This window comes from Vescimonas fastidiosa (genome assembly GCF_018326305.1).
In the GTDB taxonomy this organism is placed as follows: Bacteria; Bacillota; Clostridia; order Oscillospirales; family Oscillospiraceae; genus Vescimonas; species Vescimonas fastidiosa.
Window position 1 is genome coordinate 992,977 of the sequence record NZ_AP023415.1, and the last position, 22,560, is coordinate 1,015,536.

The 22,560-nt window shown below is 54.4% G+C and carries 27 protein-coding genes; 7 read left to right on the forward strand and 20 right to left on the reverse strand.

Translation table 11 applies throughout. The features are described 5' to 3' along the window. The first annotated feature begins 113 nt into the window (after positions 1-113). The 5 genes from KI236_RS04875 to KI236_RS04895 all read left to right on the forward strand — a co-directional run bounded on the left by KI236_RS04875 (position 114) and on the right by KI236_RS04895 (position 6,835). Positions 114-1,367, forward strand: a complete 1,254-nt coding sequence (locus KI236_RS04875; protein ID WP_212819792.1) for a BMP family ABC transporter substrate-binding protein — start codon at positions 114-116, stop codon at positions 1,365-1,367. A gap of 448 nt (positions 1,368-1,815) precedes the next feature. After that, the gene (locus KI236_RS04880) at positions 1,816-3,327 is read left to right on the forward strand and encodes an ABC transporter ATP-binding protein (protein ID WP_408059043.1); all 1,512 of its coding nucleotides are present in this window, start codon (positions 1,816-1,818) and stop codon (positions 3,325-3,327) included. Next, a complete protein-coding gene (locus tag KI236_RS04885; RefSeq protein WP_212819797.1) occupies positions 3,320-4,411 on the forward strand; it encodes an ABC transporter permease in 1,092 nt (363 codons plus the stop codon). The genes KI236_RS04880 and KI236_RS04885 overlap by 8 nt, the downstream gene beginning before the upstream one ends. A gap of 3 nt (positions 4,412-4,414) precedes the next feature. Further along, the gene (locus tag KI236_RS04890; RefSeq protein WP_212819800.1) at positions 4,415-5,410 is read left to right on the forward strand and encodes an ABC transporter permease; all 996 of its coding nucleotides are present in this window, start codon (positions 4,415-4,417) and stop codon (positions 5,408-5,410) included. A gap of 69 nt (positions 5,411-5,479) precedes the next feature. Next, positions 5,480-6,835 (forward strand): 8-oxoguanine deaminase, encoded by a 1,356-nt coding sequence (locus KI236_RS04895; protein WP_212819802.1) that lies wholly within the window; start codon positions 5,480-5,482, stop codon positions 6,833-6,835. A gap of 290 nt (positions 6,836-7,125) precedes the next feature. On the opposite strand, the gene KI236_RS04900 is transcribed toward KI236_RS04895, so the two are convergent. Together KI236_RS04900 and KI236_RS04905 are read right to left on the reverse strand one after the other, a co-directional pair. Beyond that, entirely contained in the window at positions 7,126-7,836 is a 711-nt protein-coding gene (locus KI236_RS04900; protein ID WP_212819804.1) for a beta/alpha barrel domain-containing protein, read from the reverse strand. Between the two features lie 248 nt (positions 7,837-8,084). Then, on the reverse strand, positions 8,085-9,188 hold the full coding sequence (locus tag KI236_RS04905; protein WP_212819806.1) for a DUF362 domain-containing protein: 1,104 nt from the start codon (positions 9,186-9,188) through the stop codon (positions 8,085-8,087). Between the two features lie 80 nt (positions 9,189-9,268). Here KI236_RS04905 and KI236_RS04910 point away from each other — a divergent pair, with 80 nt between their 5' ends. After that, positions 9,269-10,150 (forward strand): RluA family pseudouridine synthase, encoded by an 882-nt coding sequence (locus KI236_RS04910; protein ID WP_212819808.1) that lies wholly within the window; start codon positions 9,269-9,271, stop codon positions 10,148-10,150. A gap of 164 nt (positions 10,151-10,314) precedes the next feature. Here KI236_RS04910 and KI236_RS04915 read toward each other — a convergent pair whose 3' ends face one another. The 8 genes from KI236_RS04915 to KI236_RS04950 form a co-directional block, all read right to left on the reverse strand. Then, entirely contained in the window at positions 10,315-12,003 is a 1,689-nt protein-coding gene (locus KI236_RS04915; protein WP_186918186.1) for a recombinase family protein, read from the reverse strand. Between the two features lie 125 nt (positions 12,004-12,128). Beyond that, entirely contained in the window at positions 12,129-12,395 is a 267-nt protein-coding gene (locus KI236_RS04920; RefSeq protein WP_186918185.1) for a DUF6870 family protein, read from the reverse strand. Between the two features lie 447 nt (positions 12,396-12,842). Continuing rightward, positions 12,843-13,265, reverse strand: coding sequence for an RNA polymerase sigma factor (locus KI236_RS04925; protein WP_186918184.1), 423 nt, complete (start codon positions 13,263-13,265; stop codon positions 12,843-12,845). Positions 13,266-13,770: 505 nt separating this feature from the next. Next, positions 13,771-13,959, reverse strand: coding sequence for a cysteine-rich KTR domain-containing protein (locus KI236_RS04930; RefSeq protein ID WP_178870371.1), 189 nt, complete (start codon positions 13,957-13,959; stop codon positions 13,771-13,773). A 33-nt stretch (positions 13,960-13,992) separates the two neighbouring features. Further along, positions 13,993-14,391, reverse strand: a complete 399-nt coding sequence (locus KI236_RS04935) for a DUF3887 domain-containing protein (protein WP_186918183.1) — start codon at positions 14,389-14,391, stop codon at positions 13,993-13,995. Then, positions 14,375-15,076, reverse strand: coding sequence for a YhfC family glutamic-type intramembrane protease (locus KI236_RS04940; RefSeq protein ID WP_186918182.1), 702 nt, complete (start codon positions 15,074-15,076; stop codon positions 14,375-14,377). Before KI236_RS04940 ends, KI236_RS04935 begins: the two co-directional genes overlap by 17 nt. A 14-nt stretch (positions 15,077-15,090) precedes the next feature. Then, on the reverse strand, positions 15,091-15,744 hold the full coding sequence (locus KI236_RS04945) for an SdpI family protein (protein ID WP_186918181.1): 654 nt from the start codon (positions 15,742-15,744) through the stop codon (positions 15,091-15,093). Beyond that, entirely contained in the window at positions 15,734-16,012 is a 279-nt protein-coding gene (locus tag KI236_RS04950) for an autorepressor SdpR family transcription factor (RefSeq protein ID WP_212819811.1), read from the reverse strand. The genes KI236_RS04945 and KI236_RS04950 overlap by 11 nt, the downstream gene beginning before the upstream one ends. 182 nt (positions 16,013-16,194) lie before the next feature. Between KI236_RS04950 and KI236_RS04955 the strand changes: the two genes are divergently transcribed. Continuing rightward, entirely contained in the window at positions 16,195-16,554 is a 360-nt protein-coding gene (locus tag KI236_RS04955) for a helix-turn-helix transcriptional regulator (RefSeq protein ID WP_178870382.1), read from the forward strand. A gap of 199 nt (positions 16,555-16,753) precedes the next feature. Here KI236_RS04955 and KI236_RS04960 read toward each other — a convergent pair whose 3' ends face one another. The 10 genes from KI236_RS04960 to KI236_RS05005 form a co-directional block, all read right to left on the reverse strand. Then, the gene (locus tag KI236_RS04960; RefSeq protein ID WP_212820660.1) at positions 16,754-18,112 is read right to left on the reverse strand and encodes a relaxase/mobilization nuclease domain-containing protein; all 1,359 of its coding nucleotides are present in this window, start codon (positions 18,110-18,112) and stop codon (positions 16,754-16,756) included. A 143-nt stretch (positions 18,113-18,255) separates the two neighbouring features. Continuing rightward, a complete protein-coding gene (locus tag KI236_RS04965) occupies positions 18,256-18,549 on the reverse strand; it encodes a CD1845 family protein (protein WP_186918179.1) in 294 nt (97 codons plus the stop codon). Positions 18,550-18,709: 160 nt separating this feature from the next. After that, positions 18,710-19,057: a plasmid mobilization protein gene (locus KI236_RS04970; protein ID WP_186918178.1), complete on the reverse strand. Its 348-nt coding sequence runs from the start codon at positions 19,055-19,057 to the stop codon at positions 18,710-18,712. Then, positions 19,054-19,233, reverse strand: a complete 180-nt coding sequence (locus KI236_RS04975) for a DUF4316 domain-containing protein (RefSeq protein ID WP_186918177.1) — start codon at positions 19,231-19,233, stop codon at positions 19,054-19,056. Before KI236_RS04975 ends, KI236_RS04970 begins: the two co-directional genes overlap by 4 nt. 10 nt (positions 19,234-19,243) lie before the next feature. Continuing rightward, positions 19,244-19,843: a defense against restriction DarA-related protein gene (locus KI236_RS04980; RefSeq protein ID WP_212819813.1), complete on the reverse strand. Its 600-nt coding sequence runs from the start codon at positions 19,841-19,843 to the stop codon at positions 19,244-19,246. A gap of 9 nt (positions 19,844-19,852) precedes the next feature. After that, positions 19,853-20,809: a hypothetical protein gene (locus KI236_RS04985; RefSeq protein ID WP_186918175.1), complete on the reverse strand. Its 957-nt coding sequence runs from the start codon at positions 20,807-20,809 to the stop codon at positions 19,853-19,855. Positions 20,810-20,972: 163 nt separating this feature from the next. Continuing rightward, the gene (locus tag KI236_RS04990) at positions 20,973-21,341 is read right to left on the reverse strand and encodes a cysteine-rich VLP domain-containing protein (protein WP_186918174.1); all 369 of its coding nucleotides are present in this window, start codon (positions 21,339-21,341) and stop codon (positions 20,973-20,975) included. Between the two features lie 4 nt (positions 21,342-21,345). Next, positions 21,346-21,522: a hypothetical protein gene (locus KI236_RS04995; RefSeq protein WP_186918173.1), complete on the reverse strand. Its 177-nt coding sequence runs from the start codon at positions 21,520-21,522 to the stop codon at positions 21,346-21,348. Next, positions 21,519-22,289 (reverse strand): DUF4366 domain-containing protein, encoded by a 771-nt coding sequence (locus KI236_RS05000; RefSeq protein ID WP_186918172.1) that lies wholly within the window; start codon positions 22,287-22,289, stop codon positions 21,519-21,521. The genes KI236_RS04995 and KI236_RS05000 overlap by 4 nt, the downstream gene beginning before the upstream one ends. After that, the gene (locus tag KI236_RS05005) at positions 22,286-22,543 is read right to left on the reverse strand and encodes a DUF4315 family protein (RefSeq protein WP_186918171.1); all 258 of its coding nucleotides are present in this window, start codon (positions 22,541-22,543) and stop codon (positions 22,286-22,288) included. The genes KI236_RS05000 and KI236_RS05005 overlap by 4 nt, the downstream gene beginning before the upstream one ends. Positions 22,544-22,560 lie beyond the last annotated feature (17 nt).

Consider the following 22,560-nt stretch of genomic DNA (forward strand, 5'->3'; position numbering starts at 1 on the left):
TACGCTATAATAACCTTGATGTATGTGAATGTCGGGCCTGCGCCCGTTATTCAGACAGCCGGAAAAATTATCATCCTTTTCGGCTGCCACATATTTTAAGGAGGAAAATCTGAATGAAAAAGTTCCTTGCACTGCTTCTGGCCCTGGTTATGGCTCTGAGCCTGTTCGCCTGCGGCAAGAAGGACAACGACTCTGACAAGGCCAAGGTCAAGGTCGGCTTCATCACCCTGCACGACGAAAACTCCACCTACGACCTCAACTTCATCAACGCTGCTAAGGCGGCCATCAAGAATCTGGGTCTGACCGATGCTGACTACATCCTCAAGACCAACATTCCCGAGGGCCAGGAGTGCTTCGACACCGCTTGCGACCTGGCTGAGAATGGCTGCAACATCATCTTCGCCGACAGCTTCGGCCATGAGCCCTTCATGATCGACGCCGCCAAGAAGTATCCCGATGTCCAGTTCTGCCACTCCGCCGGCACCCGTGCCCACACCGATGGCCTGCCTAACTATCACAATGCCTTCGCCTCCATCTACGAGGGCCGTTACCTGGCCGGTATTGCCGCCGGTATGAAGCTCAATGAGATGATCGATGCCGGCCAGTTCACCAAGGACGAGGCTAAGATCGGCTATGTCGGTGCCTTCACCTATGCGGAAGTTATCTCCGGCTACACCTCTTTCTATCTGGGTGCCAAGTCCGTCTGCCCCTCCGTCACCATGGAAGTTACCTTCACCGGCAGCTGGTACGATGAGGCTCTGGAGAAGGAAGGCGCTCAGCAGCTGATCGCCAATGGCTGCAAGCTCATCAGCCAGCACGCTGACTCCTTCGGCGCTCCCACCGCTTGCGAGAACGCCAAGGTCCCCAATGTTTCCTACAACGGCTCCACCAAGGACGCCGGCCCCAACACCTACATCATCTCCTCCCGTATCGACTGGGCTCCTTACTATGAGTATGCCATCAAGGCTGTCATGGAAGGCAAGACCATCGACACCGACTGGACCGGCACCCTGGCCACCGGCTCTGTGGTTCTGGAAGAGATCAATGACGCTGTTGCCGCTAAGGGCACTGCCGAGGCTATCGAGGCCGCTAAGGCCAAGCTGGAGAAGGGCGAGCTGCATGTCTTCGATACTTCCACCTTCACCACCCGTGCCGACGACAAGATGAACTCCTTCAAGGTCGACACTCTGAAGGTTGACGGCGATGGCCACATCATCTCCTACATGGCCGATGTTGACACCGATGCTAACTACACCGGCGACACCGAGGCCATCAAGGAAGGTTACTTCGCTGAGTCCAGCGCTCGTTCCGCTCCTTACTTCGATCTGCAGATCGATGGTATCACCCTGCTGAACACCAAGATGTAATTTCTTGCAGCACAACGCAAAAGATGGACTGCTCCGGCAGTCCATCTTTTTTCTGTCCCTTCCTTATATTGTCATTGCGAGGGCCCTCTGCGCCCGTGGCAATCCGTAACCCCTGGCTCCCCTGCGTAAGTGGAGCCGCCAAGCTGGCTGAGGGGTCGCCGCACATTGACCCCACCCCCCCAGGGGTAATTTTTTTATCTCTCCCGCGGCGATTCACCTCACTATTTTTACCCCATCGGCAAATCGCACAAAGACCGTTTCTCATTCTTGTATAACCTAACATTTTTTGTATATACCTAACAATTTTTTTGTAAATTGCGATTTACAATCATTCACATGTATGTTAAAATAAGGTGTATTGAATCTAACCCCGGCGTTTTACGAGGTGTTGCAGCCAACTGCGCCGAAAGAAAGGATGACAGCCTTGGAAAAAAAATGCGCAATTAGAATGGAGAACATCACCAAGCGCTTCGGCAGCAAGGTCATCGCAAACAAAGATGTGAACCTTGATCTGTACGAGGGTGAGATCCTGTCTCTGCTGGGCGAAAACGGCAGCGGCAAGACCACGCTGATGAATATGCTCTCCGGCATCTACTTCCCCGATGAGGGACAGATCTATGTCCACGACCAGCCCGTCACCATCGCCTCTCCCAAGGACGCTTTCGACCTTGGCATCGGTATGATCCACCAGCACTTCAAGCTGGTCGACATTTTCACCGCCACGGAGAATATCATCCTGGGCTTGGAGGGCAAGCTGGACCTGAACAGTGCCCGCCAAAAGGTCAAGGACATCTGCCAGAAGTACGGCTTCGACATCGACCCCGACATGAAGATCTACGATATGTCTGTTTCCCAGAAGCAAACCGTGGAGATCGTGAAGGTCCTGTTCCGCGGTGCCGACATCCTCATTTTGGATGAGCCCACCGCCGTGCTGACCCCCCAGGAGACCGATAAGCTCTTCGCCGTCATGCGCAACATGAAAAAAGACGGCAAGTCCCTTATCATCATCACCCACAAGCTCCACGAGGTGCTGGATGTGTCCGACCGAGTGGCTGTGCTGCGCAAGGGCGAGTACATCGGCGATGTGATGACCAAGGATGCCAACCAGCAGTCCCTTACCGATATGATGGTGGGTCACAGCGTCACCCTGAATATCAACCGTCCCGACCCGGTGAATGTTACCCCCCGCCTGGAGGTAAAGGACCTCACCGTGTACGATGAGCTGGGCGTCAAGCGCCTGGACAATGTCACCTTCACCGTCAATGCCGGCGAGGTGCTGGGCATCGCGGGCATCGCCGGCTCCGGTCAGCGCGAGCTACTGGAGTCCATCGCAGGCCTGTATCCCATCAAGTCCGGCTCCGTCCTTTTCCATAACCCCGAGACCGGCGAGGAAAAAGACCTGGTGGGCCTGGACCCCATGGACATTCGCAAGAGCGGCATCGCCATGAGCTTCGTCCCCGAGGACCGTCTGGGCATGGGCCTGGTGGGCTCCATGGGCATGACCGGCAACATGATGCTGCGCTCCTGGCGCAAGGGCAAGGGCGTGTTCCTGAACCGTAAGGACCCCGAGGCACTGGCCCAGCGCATCTGGCAGGAGCTGGAGGTGGTCACTCCCAGCACCAGCTTCCCCGTTCGCCGTATGTCCGGCGGTAATGTGCAGAAGGTCCTGGTGGGCCGCGAGATCGCCCAGCAGCCCTCTGTGCTGATGACCGCTTATGCCGTCCGCGGCCTGGACATCAATACCTCTTATACCATTTACAACCTGCTCACCGAGCAGAAGATGAAGGGTGTCGCCGTTGTGTATGTAGGCGAGGACCTGGATGTTCTGCTGGAGCTGTGCGACCGGATCGTGGTCCTTTGCGGCGGCCAGGTCTCCGGCGTAGTAGACGCCCGCAAGACCGACAAGCGCGAAGTGGGCGCCTTGATGACCCGCGTGGAAAGAGGCAAGGAAAATGCATAAGAAGCAATCCCTATTTCAGATTTCTAAGCGTGATACATTGCCTCTGTCCAAGGCGCTTCTGATCCGCGGCGGTATTCTGCTGCTGGCGCTGGTTTTCTGTGGCCTGATCACCACGATCCTCACCGGCAAAAATCCCCTCAGCGTGTATGCCACCATTCTCTCCGGCGCATTCGGCACCTCCCGCCGTATCGGCGTGACCTTCCGTAATGTGGCCGTTCTGCTGGGTATCTCCCTGGCCGTGACCCCCGCCTTCAAGATGCGCTTTTGGAACATCGGCGCCGAGGGTCAGACGATGATCGGCTGCCTGGCCACCACCAGCTGCATGATCCTGCTGGGTGACAAGGTTTCCACGCCTCTGCTGATCGTGATTTCTCTCATCGCTTCTCTGGTGGCCGGTGCCATTTGGGGCTTCCTGCCCGCCTTCTTCAAGGCCAAGTGGAACACCAATGAGACCCTGTTCACCCTGATGATGAACTACATCGCCATGCAGCTCACCTCCTACTTCATCATTATTTGGGAGGTTCCCAAGGGTGCCGGTAAGATCGGTATTATCAACCAGGATACCCGGGCCGGTTGGCTGCCCTCCATTGGCAATGATTTCCTGCTGCCCATCCTTGTTGTGGCCCTGATGACCGGCCTTATGTACATCTATCTGAGCTACAGCAAGCACGGCTATGAGATCGCCGTGGTGGGCGAGAGCCAGCGCACCGCCAGCTATGCCGGCATCAAGGTAGACCGGGTCATCATCCGCACTATGGTTCTCTCCGGTTCCCTGTGCGCTTTGATGGGCTTCCTGATGACCTCTGGTATCGACCATACCCTCACCACCACCATCGTGGACAGCCGCGGCTTCACCGCCGTCATGGTCTCCTGGATGTCCAAGTTTAATCCCTTTATCATGATCGCTGCCTCTCTGCTTTTGGTGACCATGGATCGCGGCGCCAGCGAGGTATCCAGCTCCCTGGGCCTGAACCATTCCTTTGCTGATATTCTGACCGGTTTCATCCTCTTCTTCATCATTGCTACCGAGTTCTTTATCACCTATAAGGTCACTCTGCGTAAGAGCAGCAAGAAGGAGGCGTAACGGATGACTTTTAACTTTATTTCTTTCTTCCCCCGTGCTGTTATGCAGGGCATCCCGCTGCTTTTCGGCAGCACCGGCGAAATCCTTACCGAGAAGTCCGGCAACCTGAACCTGGGTATTCCCGGCATCATGTATGTGGGCGGCATCAGCGGCGTTATCGGCGCATTCTTCTATGAGCAGTCCGCCTCCGGCGCACTGAATCCCTTCCTGGCCGTCCTCATCCCCATCCTCAGCTCTCTGCTGGGCTCCCTGCTGATGGGCCTGCTGTACTGCTTCCTGACGGTCACCCTCCGGGCCAACCAAAATGTTACCGGTCTGGCCATGACCACCTTCGGCGTGGGCGTCGGCAACTTCTTCGGCGGCTCCCTCATCAAGCTCACGGGCAGCAATGTTCCCTCCATTGCCCTGACCAATACCAGTATCTGCTTTAAGACCACACTCCCCGGCGCCACCACCACCGGCTGGTTCGGCGAGCTGTTCCTGTCCTACGGTTTCCTGGCGTATCTGGCCATCATCGTGGCTTTGGGCACCTCCTACTTCCTTAACCACACCCGTCCCGGCCTGCACCTGCGCGCCGTGGGTGAGAGCGCTTCCACTGCCGACGCCGCCGGCATCAATGTCACCAAGTATAAGTACCTGGCCACCTGCATCGGCTCCATGATCGCAGGACTGGGCGGCCTGTACTATGTTATGGACTACGCCAACGGCGTCTGGTCCAATAACGCCTTCGGTGACCGCGGCTGGCTGGCTATTGCGCTAGTCATCTTCACCATCTGGCGTCCCAATGTCAGCATCCTGGCCTCCATCCTCTTCGGCGGCCTGTACATCCTGAACATCTATCTGCCCACCCCCGGCGGTCAGATGGCCATTAAGGAGCTGTACAAGATGCTGCCCTACGCCATCACCCTGGTGGTGCTGATCGTGGTTTCCCTGCGTAAGAAGCGGGAGGATCAGCCCCCTGCGTCCCTCGGTCTCTCCTACTTCCGCGAGGAACGCTGACACCGTATAAAAAGAGTAGGCCCGTATAGGGCCTGCTCTTTTTTCTTATGAATTAAAGGAGGATAAACTATGTCTACCCTGCTGATCAAGAATATTTCCCAGCTCGTCACCTGTGACGACAGCGACCGGGTCCTGACCCAAGTGGACATCCTGTGCAAGGACGGCTTCATTGAGAAGCTCGGCCCGAACCTGGACGCCACCGCCGACCGCACCATCGATGGCTCCCATATGCTCTGCTATCCCGGCCTGGTAAACACCCACCATCATCTCTACCAGGTCTTTTCCCGTAATCTTGCCAAGGTGCAAAACATGGAGCTGTTCGACTGGCTCAAAACTCTCTACGAAATTTGGAAAAATCTGGACAGCGATGTGATTCGTCTCTCCTCCCTCACAGGCATGGGCGAGCTGATGAAGCACGGCTGCACTACCTGCTTTGACCATCATTATGTATTCCCCGCCCACGCCGGTGACCTGCTGGGCACCCAGTTTGCCGCCGCCGATGAACTGGGCATCCGTATGTACTGCAGCCGTGGCAGCATGGACCTGAGTGTGAAGGACGGCGGCCTGCCCCCTGACAGCGTGGTGCAAACCGTGGAGGAGATCATGAAGGACTCCGCCCGGGTCATCGAGCAGTATCACGATCCCTCCTATGGTGCCATGCACCGGGTAGCCCTGGCCCCCTGCTCCCCCTTCTCCGTCTCTGCCGACCTGCTGCGCGAAAGTGCCATTCTGGCCCGGCAGTACGGCGTGCGCCTGCACACCCACCTGTGTGAGACCAAGGATGAGGAAAACTTCATGCTCCAGCGCGAGGGTGTCCGTCCTCTGGAATATATGGAGCGCCTGGGCTGGATCGGCAAGGATGTGTGGTATGCCCACGGCATCCACTTCAATGACGAGGAGCTGCACGTCCTGGCCAAGACCGGTACCGGCGTTGCCCACTGCCCCATCAGCAACATGAAGCTCTCCTCCGGCATCGCCCGCATCCCCGAGATGCTGAAGCTGGGCGTGCCCGTGGGCCTGGCCGTAGACGGCAGTGCCTCCAACGATGGCTCCAGCCTCATGGAGGAGCTGCGTGTGGCTTTCCTGCTGCACCGGCTGAATTCCAGCCGCGAAGCCCCCACCGGCTACGATATTTTGAAGATGGCCACCCGCGGCAGCGCCCGTCTGCTGGGCCGGGACGACATCGGTCAGATCGCTGTAGGTAAGTGCGCCGACCTGTTTATGATCGACAGCCGCCGTTTGGAGCTGGTAGGCTCCTGCTACGATCCCAAGTCCGTCCTGGGCACCGTAGGCGTCCGCGGTCCCGTGGACTATACCGTGGTAAACGGCAAGGTCACCGTGGAGCATGGCCGTCTCACCACCATCGACGAGGAGGAGATCGCCTTCCAGGCCAACCGGAAGTGCGATGCCTACCTGGCCATGTAACCTAAAAACGACGCGCTGAATCGGAGAGCAAAATCCGCTCCGATTCAGCGCGTCAAAAAAGCCTCGCAGAGTTTGCCGCCCGCAAGCGGCAAAGGAATAAAATCATTTTCTCTCGCGACATGTGCGTGAGAGAAAATACCTCTCAGGCTGCCAGTGTGGAATTTGTCCGTCACAGACGGGCAAATTATGCGCGCAGCAGACTGTGGGCCTTTTGTCGGAAAAACCCAGAGGGTTTTTTCGACAGTATAAATCGGAGAGGAAAGTCCTCTCCGATTTTTTACTCTTGTTTTTTATTCCTCATTGAGCATCTCGTCCACCTCTCTGCGGTGGGCCTCATACCAGTCCCGGTACTCCTGCATATCCTTAGCAAACAGATCCTTGCTGCTGGGGGGCGTGTATGTAATGGCGTTGGCCCCGGCCCGGATAGCCGACAGAATCGTTTCGTCCGTAGGCCCACCGGTGGCAATGATGGGCAGCTCCGGGTATTTCGCCCGAATCTCCGCCACTATTTCCGGTGTCCTGGCCGCGCCGGACACATTCACAATGTCCACCCCGGCCGCCAGGCGCTTGTCCAGGTCCACATGCTCTGACACCACCGTGAACACCACCGGTATTTCCACCATGCTCTTGATGTCGCGGATGGCATCGTTGGTGATCATGGCGTTGCACACCACGCCGAAGGCGCCCAGCTGCTCCGCAGCCGCGGCCATGTTCACCGACCGCTGCCCGTTGGTGTAGCCGCCGCCCACTCCGGCAAATACCGGCACATCCGACACGCTGATTATGGCTTGCGTTATGCTGGGCTGGGGTGTAAAATTATAAACAGCGATAACGGCATCGGCGTTTATATTCTTGATAATCGCCACATCCGTGGAAAAAACCAGGGATTTGATACGCCGCCCGAACACCCGGATGCCGCTGCACTCGCTGATGCACCGGGGTATCTGCAATGCGTGCTTGCGCAGCTCCCCCTCGTAGGTGGGTACAAATTTCTGCTTCACTGTCTCACCTTTCTCTCAAACCAATTAAAAACTTATGTTAACTAATTCTACCATAGGTGTAATTTTTATTCAAGATAATTGTGTCGAATGGGAAATTCTTTTCAGTTTATTCACATTTGTTAAATACTTGCCAGCCTATATTTCCCCGCGCCTCCCGCTGTAAAAGGCTGCGCACAGATTCCGCCCATAGGGCAGCAAATCTATGCGCAGCGATCCGTATTTTAGCTCCGAAAAAGCCGGTATCCCCCTCAGATCTTCACCAGCTCATATTCCCGGGTGCCCAGCCCCAGCTTCTCGGCGTGCTCCAGGCAGCTCATCCAGTCGGTATCCGGGTGGATACGGTGGAAATAGTCGTGATCGTGGCAGTCACCCGCATCGGCGGCCGTGTCCCGCAGCGGAGGCTGGGCGTTTACCGCGTCCACGCAGGCCATGTCCAGGGCCACCGGATCAAAGGAGGCGAACATCCCCACATTGGGCACGATAGCCGCGTCGTTTTCCGTGTGGCAGTCACAATTAGGGGATACGTCAATAACCAGGGAAATATGGAAGCAGGGCCGCCCATCCACCACTGCCTTGGCGTACTCCGCCATTTTTCGGCTCAGGTTGGTGTGGGACTCGTCAAAGTTAATGGTGATGGCGTTGCGGGCGCACACAGCGATGCACCGTCCGCAGCCCACGCACTTACTGTGGTCGATGGATGCCTTACGGTCCTCCACGGTGATGGCGCTGTGGGCGCAGATCTTGGTGCAAACCTTGCATCCCACACAGCGCTTCTGCTCCACATGGGGCTTTCCGGCGTTGTGCTGCTCCATTTTACCCGCGCGGCTGCCGCAGCCCATGCCAATGTTCTTCAGGGCGCCGCCGAAGCCCGCAGATTCATGGCCCTTGAAATGGTTCAGGGAGATGAACACATCCGCGTCCATTATCGCCCGGCCGATCTTGGCATTGCGCACATATTCGCCGCCCGCCACCGGCACCTCCACCTCGTCGTTGCCCTTGATGCCGTCGGCAATGATGACCTGGCACCCGGTGGTCATGGGGTTAAAGCCGTTGAGCATGGCTGTGTCCAGATGGTCCAGCCCGTTTTTGCGCCCGCCGACATAAAGGGTGTTGCAGTCGGTGAGGAAGGGCTTACCGCCCCGCTCCTTCACGAAATCCGCCACGGTTTTCGCCCAGTTCGGCCGAAGGAAGGCCAGGTTACCCGGCTCCCCGAAATGCATTTTGATGGCTACATATTTTTTGTCGAAGTCAATTTCGCCCATACCTGCGGTTTTCATCAGGCGTGTCAGCTTCTGCTGCAGATTTTCCCGGAAATCCGCCCGAAGATCCGCCCAGTATACCTTAGATGCCATAAAAACAGCTCCTTCTCTTACTTGTTGTTTTCATGGTATCATATTCCGCCGAAAAAATCCACCCCGGAGGCATAAAAATCATGCGTTTGCTCACCCACATTGTCACCCCCCAGGAGGATGGCCTCCCGGTCAAGCACCTGCTGCAGCGGCATTTCGCCCTATCCTCCACCCTGCTCAAGTCTGTAAAATGGCGCGAAGGCGGCATCACCTGTAATGGCCACCCTGTCACGGTGTCCGCTCGTTGCCGCGCCGGCGACCGGCTGACGGTAGATGTGTCCGACCCACCCTGTCACAACCCAAATCTCCATCCGGTGGATTTCCCCCTGTCCATTCTGTGGGAGGACGAGGACCTGCTGATTCTCAATAAACCTGCCGGCATCACCGTCCACTGCGCCGCTCTGACCCGGGAGCCGGTCACCGTGGCCGGTGCCGTAGCCCACTATCTCCACAGCGATCAATACCACGGGGTGAACCGCCTGGACCGAGGCACCACCGGGGTCATGGTGGTGGCCAAAACCGGGTATATCCATGCCCGCTGCATGGCTCTGCTCCACTCCGGCGATTTTTATCGGGAGTACCGAGGCATCTGCCTGGGTACCCCCGCCCCTGCCGCAGGCTCTATCGACCTGCCCATCGGCCGCCAAGCCGATTCCCTCCTGCAGCGCCGCATCGATCCCCAAGGCGCCCCGGCCCACACGGATTACGAAGTTTTGGAGACCCAAAACGGTCTCTCCCTCCTGCGCCTGGTGCCCCAAACAGGCCGCACCCACCAGCTCCGCCTTCATATGTCTGCCGTTGGCCATCCCTTAGTCGGAGACTGGCTCTACGGCACCGAGGATAAAGCGCTTCTTCCCCGCCCGGCCCTGCATTCCTATGCCGTTCACCTGCGCCACCCAATCACCGGCCAAGAGCTGGATGTCACCGCGCCCATCCCGGAGGATATGCTCCGCTTACTCCAATAAAAGCAGTCCAAAAGCGGGAAAATAGCAAAGAAACACAAAACACACGCCAAATTTTATCCGTAGGAGCGGACCCTGCGGTCGCCTTCCCCACCACACTTTATGTAACTTTTCGTATGGGCCATATTTATTAGGAAAACTCACAAACCGTTGTTCTGCTGTGGGCATCAGCCCACAGCCAGTTGGGAATTGAGCTCGATATACTCAGCCATACGGCGAAACTCATCGGCATATTTGAATTTTACGCTGATGTTTCCGCCTTCGTAAACCTTGATATGGTCTACAAGTTCAATGAGTATGTCGCGTGTCAGCTTTTCGATGTTCTGATATTTAAGGAACGCCGTCAGAAACGGACTTTCCGCGTCCATACCATTTTCAAGCTGATCCCGTTCTGCCCGCAGGGTGCGGAGAACGGCATTGATGGACTCGGCCTGCTGTTCGTAGTCCTCGCTCATGTGCCGGTAATCGGTATGAGTAATCTCGCCGTCTTTCCAGTCTTGATAGAGAGCCTGTTTGTAGCGCATGATTTTGGACAGCTCTTTTTCCTTAATTGCTATCATATCTTCCAGACGGCAAGACTTGCTCTTTTTCAAGGGAGCGGCATTGATACGGGAAACAAGCTCCGAATAGGTGACTGCCAAATGTACCTGCTGTTGGATGGCGAACAACACGCCAACCTCCAGACGGGTATTTTTTATGGAGTGCATCGTGCAAGCGGTTTTTGAAAGGCTCTTGTAAGTCCCACATTGATAATAGACATAAGTGCCTTTTGAAGCGATCCGGGACATAGCCCTGCCGCAGTCAGCACATTTCAGAAAGCCGCTGAACAGATAGAGTTGTTTCTGCTTGGGTGCTGTACGGGTGTCCCGCTTCAGCAGCCCCTGCACTTTGTCAAAGGTTTCCCGGTCTATAATGGCCTCGTGGGTGTTTTCCACGATAAACCATTCTTCCTCTGGCACACGCTCTTGAATATGGATTTTGTAGCTTTTCACCCGCTGGCGGCCTTGCACCATATCCCCCACATAAACACGGTTTTTCAAAATCGTGTCAATGGTGATTGTGCTCCACATAGGATTTCCCTGGGCATTGGGGGCATTGTATTTCAAGCCTTGGCTTTGCTTATAAACGGTGGGACAAGGAACGCCGTGGTCGTTGAGGTAGAGGGTGATGCCTCGCTTGTTCTTTCCCGACAGGAACATGGAAAAGATGCGTTTTACAATTTCAGCGGCCTCCGGGTCTACCAGTAAAGCGTGTTTGTCCTGCGGGTCTTTGATGTAGCCATAGGGAGCATAGGAGCCGATAAACTCACCGTTGCGCCGTTTCATATCAAATACCTGTCGGATCTTCTTTGAGGTCTGATAGCAGTATTGATCGTTCATAACATTGGTGATCGGCACAATGATATTGGAAACACTATCCGGGTTGCGGTAGCTGTCCACGCCCTCGGCCAGACTGATAAAGCGAATGTTGAGCCGCACAAACAGGTTTTCTATCAGATTTCCTGCGTCGGTATAGTTACGGGAAAGCCGGGAAAGGTCTTTGACAATTACGCAGTTGATTTTCCCGCTGTAAATATCGGCCAGCAATCTTTGAAAATCCTCGCGGTCTGTGTCCGTCCCGGTCTTGCCGTCGTCAACATACACATCGTTTTCGTCCCCCTCATAGAACTCGTCCATGTGGGTTTGGTGATACTGTTCCAGCAGAAGCCGCTGGTTGACTACGCTGTTGCTTTCGTCCCGTCCACGGAGCAAGTCCTCTTTGGAAAGGCGGATATATTTACCCAGCCGCCAGCGCATCGATTTATAAGAAGTAGGGGAATTGGCGGTGTTGTTCCCCCGGTTTTTGGTTCGTGCCATTTGTCCTCCTTCCCTATCACATTACACCTATATTATACCTCTGTCCGGGCGGGACAACAAGGATGCTTTTGACAGCCCCAGCCTCGGGACACTTTGTCTCGAAGCAAAAACCGGACTGTGTAAAATCACAGTCCAGCTTTCATGCGGAGAAAATAAGAGGTCAAAAGCTCTTGAAGCGGCGGCCCATCATCGGCAAATTCCAGCTTAATCACCATGTCTCCGTAACGGAAACAATAGGGATTTTTCATTATGGCCAGCATATTCGCCGCCCGCTGCTCCTTCGGGAGAGTGTTATCAAAAGTCATTCCACTAACATCCACAAGTGTGTCTTTGTCTACGGCGGCAATATCAATGCGGCGCATCGATTCGAGTTGCGCGGCAGTTACTTTCATATAGCACCCTCCTTAAAATGTGATTTTGAAAATTGCGGTTTCCTGTTGCATGGGAAAACAGGAAGGGCCAGCACCCGGAAGTGCTGGCCCTTCGTCTTTCTCCACCTCGGGACACTCTGTCTCGAAGCTGTTTTATAGAATTGGGAGCGCCGCGCTCATTTTCTTGCCCTGCCATAAGACAGCGATATTCGGCGCGACGCTCCCGCACAACGGATAACTGCGGCCCGGAGGAACAGGCGGCCAGCCTGTCCAACTGCGGATCATGGCCGTGGACTGGCCCGGCCCATTTGCGGCGCTGGTGTTGTTCGCTCGTTCCCGTGGAGGAAGTCACAGCGCACCCGCCGCTCGGCTCCCCGCGCTATGCTCGGGGCCGCCCGTTATTCCATTGTGGAGAAGAAACCTCCTCTCATATACCACCAGAAAAAAGGGGGTAAATGGAGATGCTGATTAGAGATTTTTTCTCAAATATTTTTTCATGGCCTCGATCCCGCACAGGACGGAACTGCGGACAGCGCTTTTGTCCACGCCCTCGTCCCGAGCAATCTCCCGATAGCTCTTGCCGAGAATGAGGTGGGCATCCACCCGGCGGCCCTGAATCTCCGGCAGGGAGTTGATGGCGTTCCAGAGGTGGCAGAAGCGATCCATGCGCTCCAGCAGCTCCTGCGGGGACGGCTCATGCACACAGGCGGAGTATTCGATCCCGTCATCGCAGTCGAGGGAATAGTACGCCTTGTTGTAGCGGACGCGCTCGGCGTGAGCGGCCTCGGCCAGCTTGCCAGCCCGGAGCTCGGCGGCCACTTCATCGGGAACCTCGATATATTCGTTGGTTAAGTACCAAGGGTAATAGTCTTTCAAATTGATGGTAGTCATTATATTTTCCTCCGTTCAGATTTTGGTGAGTGGCGATCTGGACGGAGGGGCGGCGGGGATCGACAGCCGGGGTCGCCCCTACCAACCTCGGGACAAAGTGTCTCGAAGCTGGCAAATTGGAAAAGAAAAGCGCCTGCACAGCGCAAAGCCATGCAGACGCACGAAATTGTATTTCTATTTATAGACTTAAATATTTCATGTTTATGGTCAGACTTGCCCGGAGGTGGGACTGAGCTTTTTTTAGCTGGTGGAGATCATGCAGGCTATGGAATAGTAAAATGGACACGGCGATACCTCCCGGATACCGCCGTGTCCTCAAAAAAGGGCGACTTTAACACGCCCCCCGTATTCCAATTTTCAAAGCGGAAAACGGCGGCTTGAAATATAATGTTTCAAACCGCCGCAACATCGCAAACGCAAGATCGTTGTGTAGCAACGGTTTTGTGATTGGGTGTTTATGCTGTAACAAAAGAAAGAGCCGATAATCCGTGCTTACAGCTACGGGTTATCGGCTCTGCGTCTGTGCGTCTGGCTCTTTGATAACTGTTGTTTTAAGTTGTCTTACGCTTATCAATGTTTCTTGCTTACACTTCGGGCAATATAAAGGGTAATTTACTAAGATGGTATCTACCCTAATTCGATCTCGGGTTTTATTCCCACAAATCGGGCATCGTACCCATTCATTTTCATTCATGCTATTAGACTCCCGTAAATATTGATGCGGAATTTATTGCTTGACGAAGAAACCTGCCACAGCTCCATCTTCAAAGAAACTCACCGTATAAGTTAATTTACCGCTTTCATAGTTTGCAATCTGGATAACACGGACAAATTCTTTCCCATCATCCGTTTTCCCCGAAGCAAATGAAACATCACCATAATCCTCAAATGCGCCAAGGCTTTCTACGGTCTTTCCGCTTGCCTCAAAAGTCGACGCATCCACGGCGGGGTTATTGTAAATTTTCGCAACGCCCTCATAATCAAAATCATTCAAGGCATCAATTAGCACGCGGGCATTTTCTGTTAGTACTTCTGTGTCGGCCCACTCTGGCAATTTATTGCTCCCGCAAGACGCAAGTGCAACAATGGCTACAAGGCAGAATAGGACTTTAACAATTTTCTTCATTTTGAAACACTCCTTTTTTATATTTCATAGTGAACAGTAATAGCACAATCGAGGCAACAAAAAGTAACATTTCAAGTACAGATGGAGAGAGCCCATAGTTAAGCAGTATCACAGAGAAATCGTATACGGTATGAAGAACAATCGCCAACATCAAATACCGATATTTCTTTTTATGAAAAGCGTAAAAAACAATAAACGAGAATGCAATTTGAGCAATTTGAGTAGAGATACGCTCTACCCCCGCTAATGCAACGCTCGCTCCTGTGCTGGCAAGATAATCAGAGGAAAAAAGGATAAGAAAGATATTGTTTATTCCAACTGATAAAGCCTCTATTCCACCATGACCAAAGCCGTAATATAATGGAATATTATTAACGGTGCAATCTCTGGTAACAAAATGAAATGCTATGTACCTACCAAATTCTTCTATAAGTGCTGCGGTAATAGAAATGAAAAGCATATATCCAACCGGGTTTGAAATCTCAAAAATCTTGTAGGCATCTATACTTTCCAAAATCGAGAGAACTGGTTGCCTAATGCATACCTGCGAGATCAAGTAAGTACACCCGCCGACTAAAAAAATTTTAAGACTTTGCTTCGATTTTTTTAGAAGAAATGCAAAAACAGCAGTTGGCACTCCAACACAAATTACGATATTGAACCACGCGCATATTATGCCAATCATCTAAAAGCCCCTCTTTATGCGCTTTTATTCTGGCTATCAACTTTTTCCCCAATATACGAATAAATGATAGGTGCCAGCAAAGCAATTATTGTAGCCAGAATGGTTAAACCTGCAAGTCCGTTATCAAGTGGTATAAAAGAAATAATTATATATACAAACCCACAAATAACCCAAATTGCACCTGCAAATCTATGAGTTTTATTCCAGTTATCGGGGTTGCTTTTTGTCCACGGTAATTTATATCCAGCAATACTGTTTGGCTGGTTTTTGGGAAGATAATTACCTGCAACAATAAAGAGTACCCCGACAATAGCCAAGACAATTTTGGTAATATTCAGTCCATATCCCGCCGCCTTAAAAAGAGAAAGAGGAACAAAGATGACCGAAGCCAACGGAACGGCCCAAAAACAAAGCCCCTTTGTAATAACCGAAAGGTGTTGTTTGGATTTGTCATTTTCGGTTTTAATGGCAACAACCAAGTGAATGGCAAGCATAAAAAGGGGGATGCCCCATGCTCCGATATTTTTTCCAATAAATCCATTCGCCTCCCCAACGCTGTTCCAATGAATAGGCATTTGATTGGGTAATTGTCTATACAATAGCGCTGATACTACCAACGGCAACACACACACGATTGATGACAATACCATGCGTTTACTAATTTTCATTGTCCTTACCTCCTGTAAATTGGGAAACCCAAATTAAAACATCTTCAAAGACGGTTACATTGAGTTCATAAAATATGAAGTTCTTATATTTTGTCTCAAGCACAAGACCAGCCTTTTTTAATTGGTTCAAGTGATGAGAAATGGTAGCCGCTGACAAATCAAAGTGCTTCCCAATATCACCAGCCGAAAGGCGCCCGCTCTTTAGTAGTTCCAAAATATCTCGACGAACAGGATCGGAAAGAGCTTTCAATGTATCATGTAGTCCCAACGCTAATTCACCTGCCTCTATTTTGATGTTTATCTAAATTCCATTATACTCAAATCAAGTCTCATGTCAACTGCTATTTTGAAATTCATCGAAATATGATGAAATTAAATATGTAGTAGTATGAAAACATAAATCGTTCAAATACTAACACCTGAAATGTAAAATTACATTGGGTGATGTCTATGCGATTTGAACGCGATGAGCGCAAATTTGATTTCCACGATATAGGGCGCGAGATTAAGCGCAAAAGAGAAGCCAGCGGGATGACACAGGAACAACTGGCCTTTATCATTGACCGCGATCCCCGTACCGTCATGTACCACGAAAACGACGGCCAACATCCCAGCCTGAACATCTTCTATCAGTTGGTGACAAGGTTCGATATATCGGTGGATCAGTTCTTTTATCCAGACAAGGGAGCCGCCAGCGGGTGCAAAAGCCGCATTGATGTGATGCTCAGTTCTATGGACGAAAAGGACTTGCGGCTGGTAGAAACTATAATCCGGGCAATCAAAGACGCCAAAGAAACGGGGGAAGTGTGAAAACGCGGACTCCGTTTTTTTGCGCCATTTTCGGGGCTGCACGGAACGGCAAGCAGGGCGAGTGTATAGACACTCGCTATTTTTGCGCCCCGAGGGGCCCGCAAAAATGCTTGTTGGGGAGCCTCCCCAAACCCGGCAGACTTCGGGACAAAGTGTCCCGAAGTGGCGGCGCATAGTGCCTTTTGTCTGCGGCCTGTCGCTATCGCTCCTGTGCCTTATTTTCCCGCCCGCCGGTTACGCCGAGCAGATGATCGATGTTGGCCTTGATCGCTACGGCCTCCCGCATATCCTGCTGGGCCTTGCGATATTCCGCATAAAGGGTCTTTTTCTTGTCGGCCAGCTCACGGCGGGACTTTTTGAGCGCGTCCATTTTGGGGAGCTTGGCCCCGGCCAGTATATCATTCATAGCAGCCTTGGCTGCCCGGTAGCTGGCAAGCTCGGCTTCATGCTCGGCAAGATATTTCTTGCTGTACCGCGCCGCCTTGTAGCCGTCGAACACGGGGCGGGTCTTGGCATGCTCCACCGTAGCCGCCATGAGCTCGGAGGCTTTGGCAAGGGCCGCCTCGGTGTCCCGCAGCTCCCCAGCCAGCGCATGAAAGCGATCCACGGCCCCGGAGGTTTGGGCGGCCAGCGCGTCATAGTCGCCCAGCTCATGATCCCGGAGGTATTGCAGAGCAGCAGCCATCTGTTTGAGGTTGTAGACCTTGGCCCACCGTTCATAGGCCGGACCCTTGCCCTGGCTCAACCGCTCTTGAATGTCGATTATGAGATTGATCCGTTGAGGCGGCGGGACCTCGTCCGGGATCTCCGGGGCAGGCCGCTCCCCGGCAACCACCGCCCGGATGTCCTCGGGATCATAGCCGTCCCCCAAGGTGGATGCCCGGAGCCGGGTGGGTTTCTTCTGCCCCGGTACAAGGAACGAGATCACGCCGCCCCGCCCACGCTTCACGGCATACCCGGCTCCCTCCATAAGCCGTAGGAACGCCTCGAAGTCGGCGGGCTTTTTTGCCAGCGCGTCCCCGATGGCAAGGCGAAGCCTCTGCTGTGCAGACGGGGGACGCTCACCGATCCATTGGCCGTAGTGGAGGAAACGCCCCTTGCTGTGCAGCTTTGGGTTGGTAATCACGGACAGATCATTTTCAAGGCATACCCGGTCAGAGAGCCGCCGCAGGGCGCTGGCCGATCTGAAAAAATCCCGGTATTTGTGGGCGCAGTCCAGCGCGGTTGAATTGTAATAAATGTGGTTGTGAATGTGGTGACGGTCTGTGTGGGTGGCAACGAAAAAGGCGTGTTTGCCCTTTGTCCAGCGCATGGCCGTTTCGTAGCCGACGCGGTTTGCCTCCTCGGGGGTAATCTCTCCGGGCTTGAACGACTGGCGGATCTGATAGCACAGCACATCCGCATCCCGCCGCTGTTCCCGGCCTGTGATGGCTTTGTATTTTGCCTTGGAGAGCAGGAACTCCGCATCGGCGGTCATGTGGTCGCACTCATAGCAGGAGATCAGCTCCCCGCCCTCGGTCTTGTCCGGGTTCTGCCCATATTCAAAACGGTCTTTCAGCGATTGGGCGATGGTTTCCCCCTTGCTGATGTGGTGAGCCTTTAGGTAGGTCGTGGCCGTGGATATTCCCCCTTTCCAAGAGAAAAGCGGCGGCTACGCATAGCCGCCGCCTCGCTGCTTCGGGACAAAGTGTCCCAAAGTAATCAGTCCGTGATAAAGCATTTCAAAGAGTAGTTGAGCCCGTCCAGCTTGCAGATCAGCCACTCGGCTACGGCTGGCAGGCCAAAGGGAGAAAGGAGAAAAGCCATCACCAGCCAGGTGATCCCCCACGGGGTATGACTCTGAATGAACAGCTCAAACAACCCGCCTACTGCGAAAACAAGGGACAGGATGCCAGCTACCCAAGACGCAACAGAAACACTAAAACTCAATACCGCTACGATGAGTGTGAGCGCCAGCATGAAAGGGGCGGCGACGATTTTCAGAATGATCCGCATAACTTGATACCTCCTTGAAAATTGAAAGTTTTTTCCTACATGATAATTATACCTCCGTCCGGGTGGGACAACAAGGATGCCTTTGGCTTTCCCCACCTCGGAACACTTTGTCCCGAAGTCGAGAAAACCGGGGGACGGCACGAGGCCATCCCCCGGACATTCAGAGCGCCGTCACAGCAGAGAGTTTTTTGAGCAGATCGGAGAGCGGCTCCCACAGGGCCGCATAGTCCTTCTGAAGCTGGGCAATCTCCTCGGGATAGATGCCCCCGTAGGTGTTGACTTGGATCGCCACTTGATTGAGGTTATTCGCACACCGGCGCTGTAAGGACACCAGTTCCCGGATGTCTGAGAGGTCAACATGGAGCACATACCCATTGAGGGCCATCTTGCGGACATAGGCGCTTAGATTGCTGATCCCGGCCTCGGCCATGCGCCCTTGAATAGCCTTCATCTCGTCGGGGCGCACCCATACATAAATCGGCATACTGCGGACGCGCTTTTTTGTCATCGCTCCTCGCGCTCCCGGCTGCGGCGCTTGTTGGGCGGCTCTTTCACCTTATCCAGTTCCTTTTCCTGTTCCGGGAGCAGATCCGGGAGCTGGTTGTTCAGAACACCGTCGATCATGTTGTAGTTATGCTCGGCGGCGATCTCCGCACTTTTCATGGGATTATATCTTTCTTCCATTTTGATCCTCCTATCGGTCGCCCCGGTCGGGGGCTTTTTTCTTGGGGCCAGGATCGCCCCGGTTGGCCTCGGTCAGAGCAACGGCCTCCTTCATCTGCTGGGCAATCGGCCGGGGCCTGCCGCAGCTTTCCCGCCGCAGCTCGGAAATATCGGGGGCGGAACGGAGCTCATAGTCGGACACCTGCTTTTCCGTCAGCGGTTTGGTGTAGGTCAGATGGCCCCACGCCACAAACGCGCCGCCCTCCACAGGGATGCGCTGATCGTAGTTGACGATCTCATCCGGGGCGTTATGGGGCGGCTTCGGGAATGTGCCGATGTCCACAGGCCGCTGGGTGGAATAATACTTGTAAAGGCCGGGGGCCTCGATCTGCACGATCTTGACCTTGAAAAGCCGCTGGTAGTCCTGCACCCGGTCTGCAAAGTCCTTTTCCATAGCGGTCAGATCGTTCCCGTAGTGCCCCCACTCATATTGACGCTGGCCGTTTTTGTCATCGTAACAGGCCCATGTGACATAGGGGGACGGAGCGGTGGGATTTTCACCCAGCGCAAAGCCCCTGCCGTTTTCCAACATGACAGCCTTCAGAATGGCATAGCCTTGATTTTTGTCCATTGTACCTCCTTATCGTGACATATCCTTTTCCGTTTTCCGGGCAAAGGACTGGAGCTGGTAAGGGCTTTGGCCGTCCTCGGGACGCAGGAAGTCCAGACGGGCCGCCGCCCGGATCGCGTTCTGGTTGAGCTGCCGCTGCCACGCGCCCTGGCTGGGAGCCCACTTGAAGCCCTCGGACTTTAGCACCCGTCGCTGATCCTCCGGGGGCTTTTCATCGAAAAGCAGTTGCAGACGGTTCTCGGCCTCGTTGATCTTGGCCTCGCCGCCGGGGAAAGTCCAGCCCACAAACTCGCTGCGGTTTTTCAGATCGTCAATGCGCTGGCGTACCCGGCGAATATTGGCGTTGTTGTTTGTCAGCAGAAAAGAGGGGTAAGGCACCGGGTCTTTGCGCCAGTCATTCGCCATAGAGGATTGCAGCCTGCCAATATCCTCGTCGGACAGGCCGGGACAGCCCTCCAAGGTCTTGTGCTTGCGGTAATAGGCATTGACGCTTTTCATGGTGGCTTGTAGTTTCTCCAGCCCCGTCAGCTTCTTTTCCAGCTTTTCCACGGCAAGGTCATCATCGGCGCTGATCCCGCCTGTACCCACAGACCTGATCTTATCCAGCAACTTTTCAATTTCCATGTACTCGCCCATATTGCGGTCACGGGCGGCGTTCTGCTTTTCCTTTTTGCGTACCGGGAAATTGCCGCCCCCGGCGATCAGAATAGACGGTACACGGCCATCAATGACATGGGACTCGTTAAGGTTTGCGGCCAGTTTTTTGGCGTAGCGGTCAACCAGCGCGTCGATCTTGTCATGGTACATGGGATCGACACGGGCCTTCTGGCGTTCCGCTATGGCATACGCCTCATCCACCATCTGGCGGTAGGCGCTGGTAGCCGAGCCGGGCTTGTAGTCGGAAAAGCTGTTCATATCCTTTGCCCGCTTTGCCGCCACCTCGCTGATTTCATAATATTTCGGCATGGTTCCTCCTTTCAAAAATAGCCCTACTTCGGGACAAAGTGTCCCAAAGTACAGCGTAAAAATGTTGACAGCATCGGGGCCAAACAGGGGCGGGCAGTAAAAACATACGGCCCACCCCTAAAGCGGCCCCCAAAAGCCTTGAGATACCGGGCTTTTTTCGGGCCTAATTGTCAACAGACCAGCCCCGTTTTTTCTTCATGTGATCCCGCTGCTGGCGACGGTGGGCTTTCTTGGCACAGGCCGGGGAGCAGTAGCGCGTCCTGCCGTCCGGGAGAAAGACGCTGCCGCAGACCGGGCAGAGCCGGGTTTCCGGGGCGGGGCCCTCGGCGGTCAGCCCCGCCTCCAGCACAGGATCAAGGGGCAGGACGGCATCCCGGAAGTAACGACAATAGGCACCCGTCCAGCATTTCCCCAGCATATAACACTCGCAATCCAGCGGTAAGCAACCGTATTCCCGGTCGTAGTTGGCGCACCACTTTGTCACCAGCGCACGGATTTTTCCCTTTTCCTCTCGGGTCAGCTCACGGGCCACAGCATCACCTCCCGCCAGCCGAGGGTTTGAGCAAATCCCGGTAGCAGGACATACAGGCGATGCCCCGCCAGTAGGGACAGCCGTGACAGCGGGAGCCCTTGGGTGCCTTGGACGGGGGCGGGGTCTGAATGTGGGACGGCTTTTTCATCATGGCCTCATAGGGGCTTTTCGTAAAGTTCATGCTTCGTCCTCCTCTCCGGGTTCGGGATCGTCCTCGTCCCACGGAGGGCCGTCATCCTCAAAATCGTTGTAAGCGTCCATTTCTTCCTCGTAGTCATCCTCGGGCGCAGCGGCCTGCTGGTGCTTGGGGCGGTAAATCTTGAAATACCACCCGGCCCCGCCGCCAACGGCGAAGATGGCAAGCACAAGGATCAGCGGCCCGGCCCCGTTCTTTTTCGCGGCCTCCTCGGGTTCGGGTTCCGTGGTAGGTTCAGGATCGGGCTCCGGGGTCACGCCCGCACACTCGCCCATATTGACGGAGCAGACCGGGCAATCGGTGTTGATCGCACCCACCACGCATTTCTCCTTACAGGCGCAGGCGGGCAGTTCAACGCCAGCGGACTCCATAGCAGCCAGCAGATCAGCCTCGTCCACAATGCTGAAAAAGTAGGTTTCGTACTGATCGCCGTCCTCGTCGGTGGGCTTGTCGTAGTCGATGACGATATAGAAAGTGTTGCCGCCGCTGGTCTGGACAGAAATAAACTGCTTGTTGGTGTTCTTGTCATAAAGCAGATCGCGGGTCACTAGGTTGCCCTCCTCTGCAAAGCCCGCGCCGGGTTCAATGGTGGGCGCGGGTTCGGGCTCCGTTGCGGGCTCGGTTTCCACCACGGGCTCAGTCTCATAGTCCATGTACTCGTCGCCGCCCCCGGCATAGGCCGTAACAGAAAAACCGCATAAAAAAACGACGGAGCAGAGCGCCGCCATCAGCATCCTAAATCCTCTTTTCATACAGTCTCCTCCTTGTCCTCAGACTTCGGGACACTCTGTCCCAAAGCAGCCTTGCCGCCGTTCTGGATGGACTGGAGCAGCAGGGGCAGATCGGTGAGAGAAATACTCATGCCCCGCACGATGTCCACGATCTCGCTGTTTTCCGCCTCGTGCTTTTTCTGTTCCAGCTCCTTCAGACGGGCCTGCTGTTCCGCAATCTTGGCCTTGACCTTTTCGATCTCAGCCTCGATTTTTGCGCTTTTGCTGATTGCCATATTCAAAAATCCTCCTT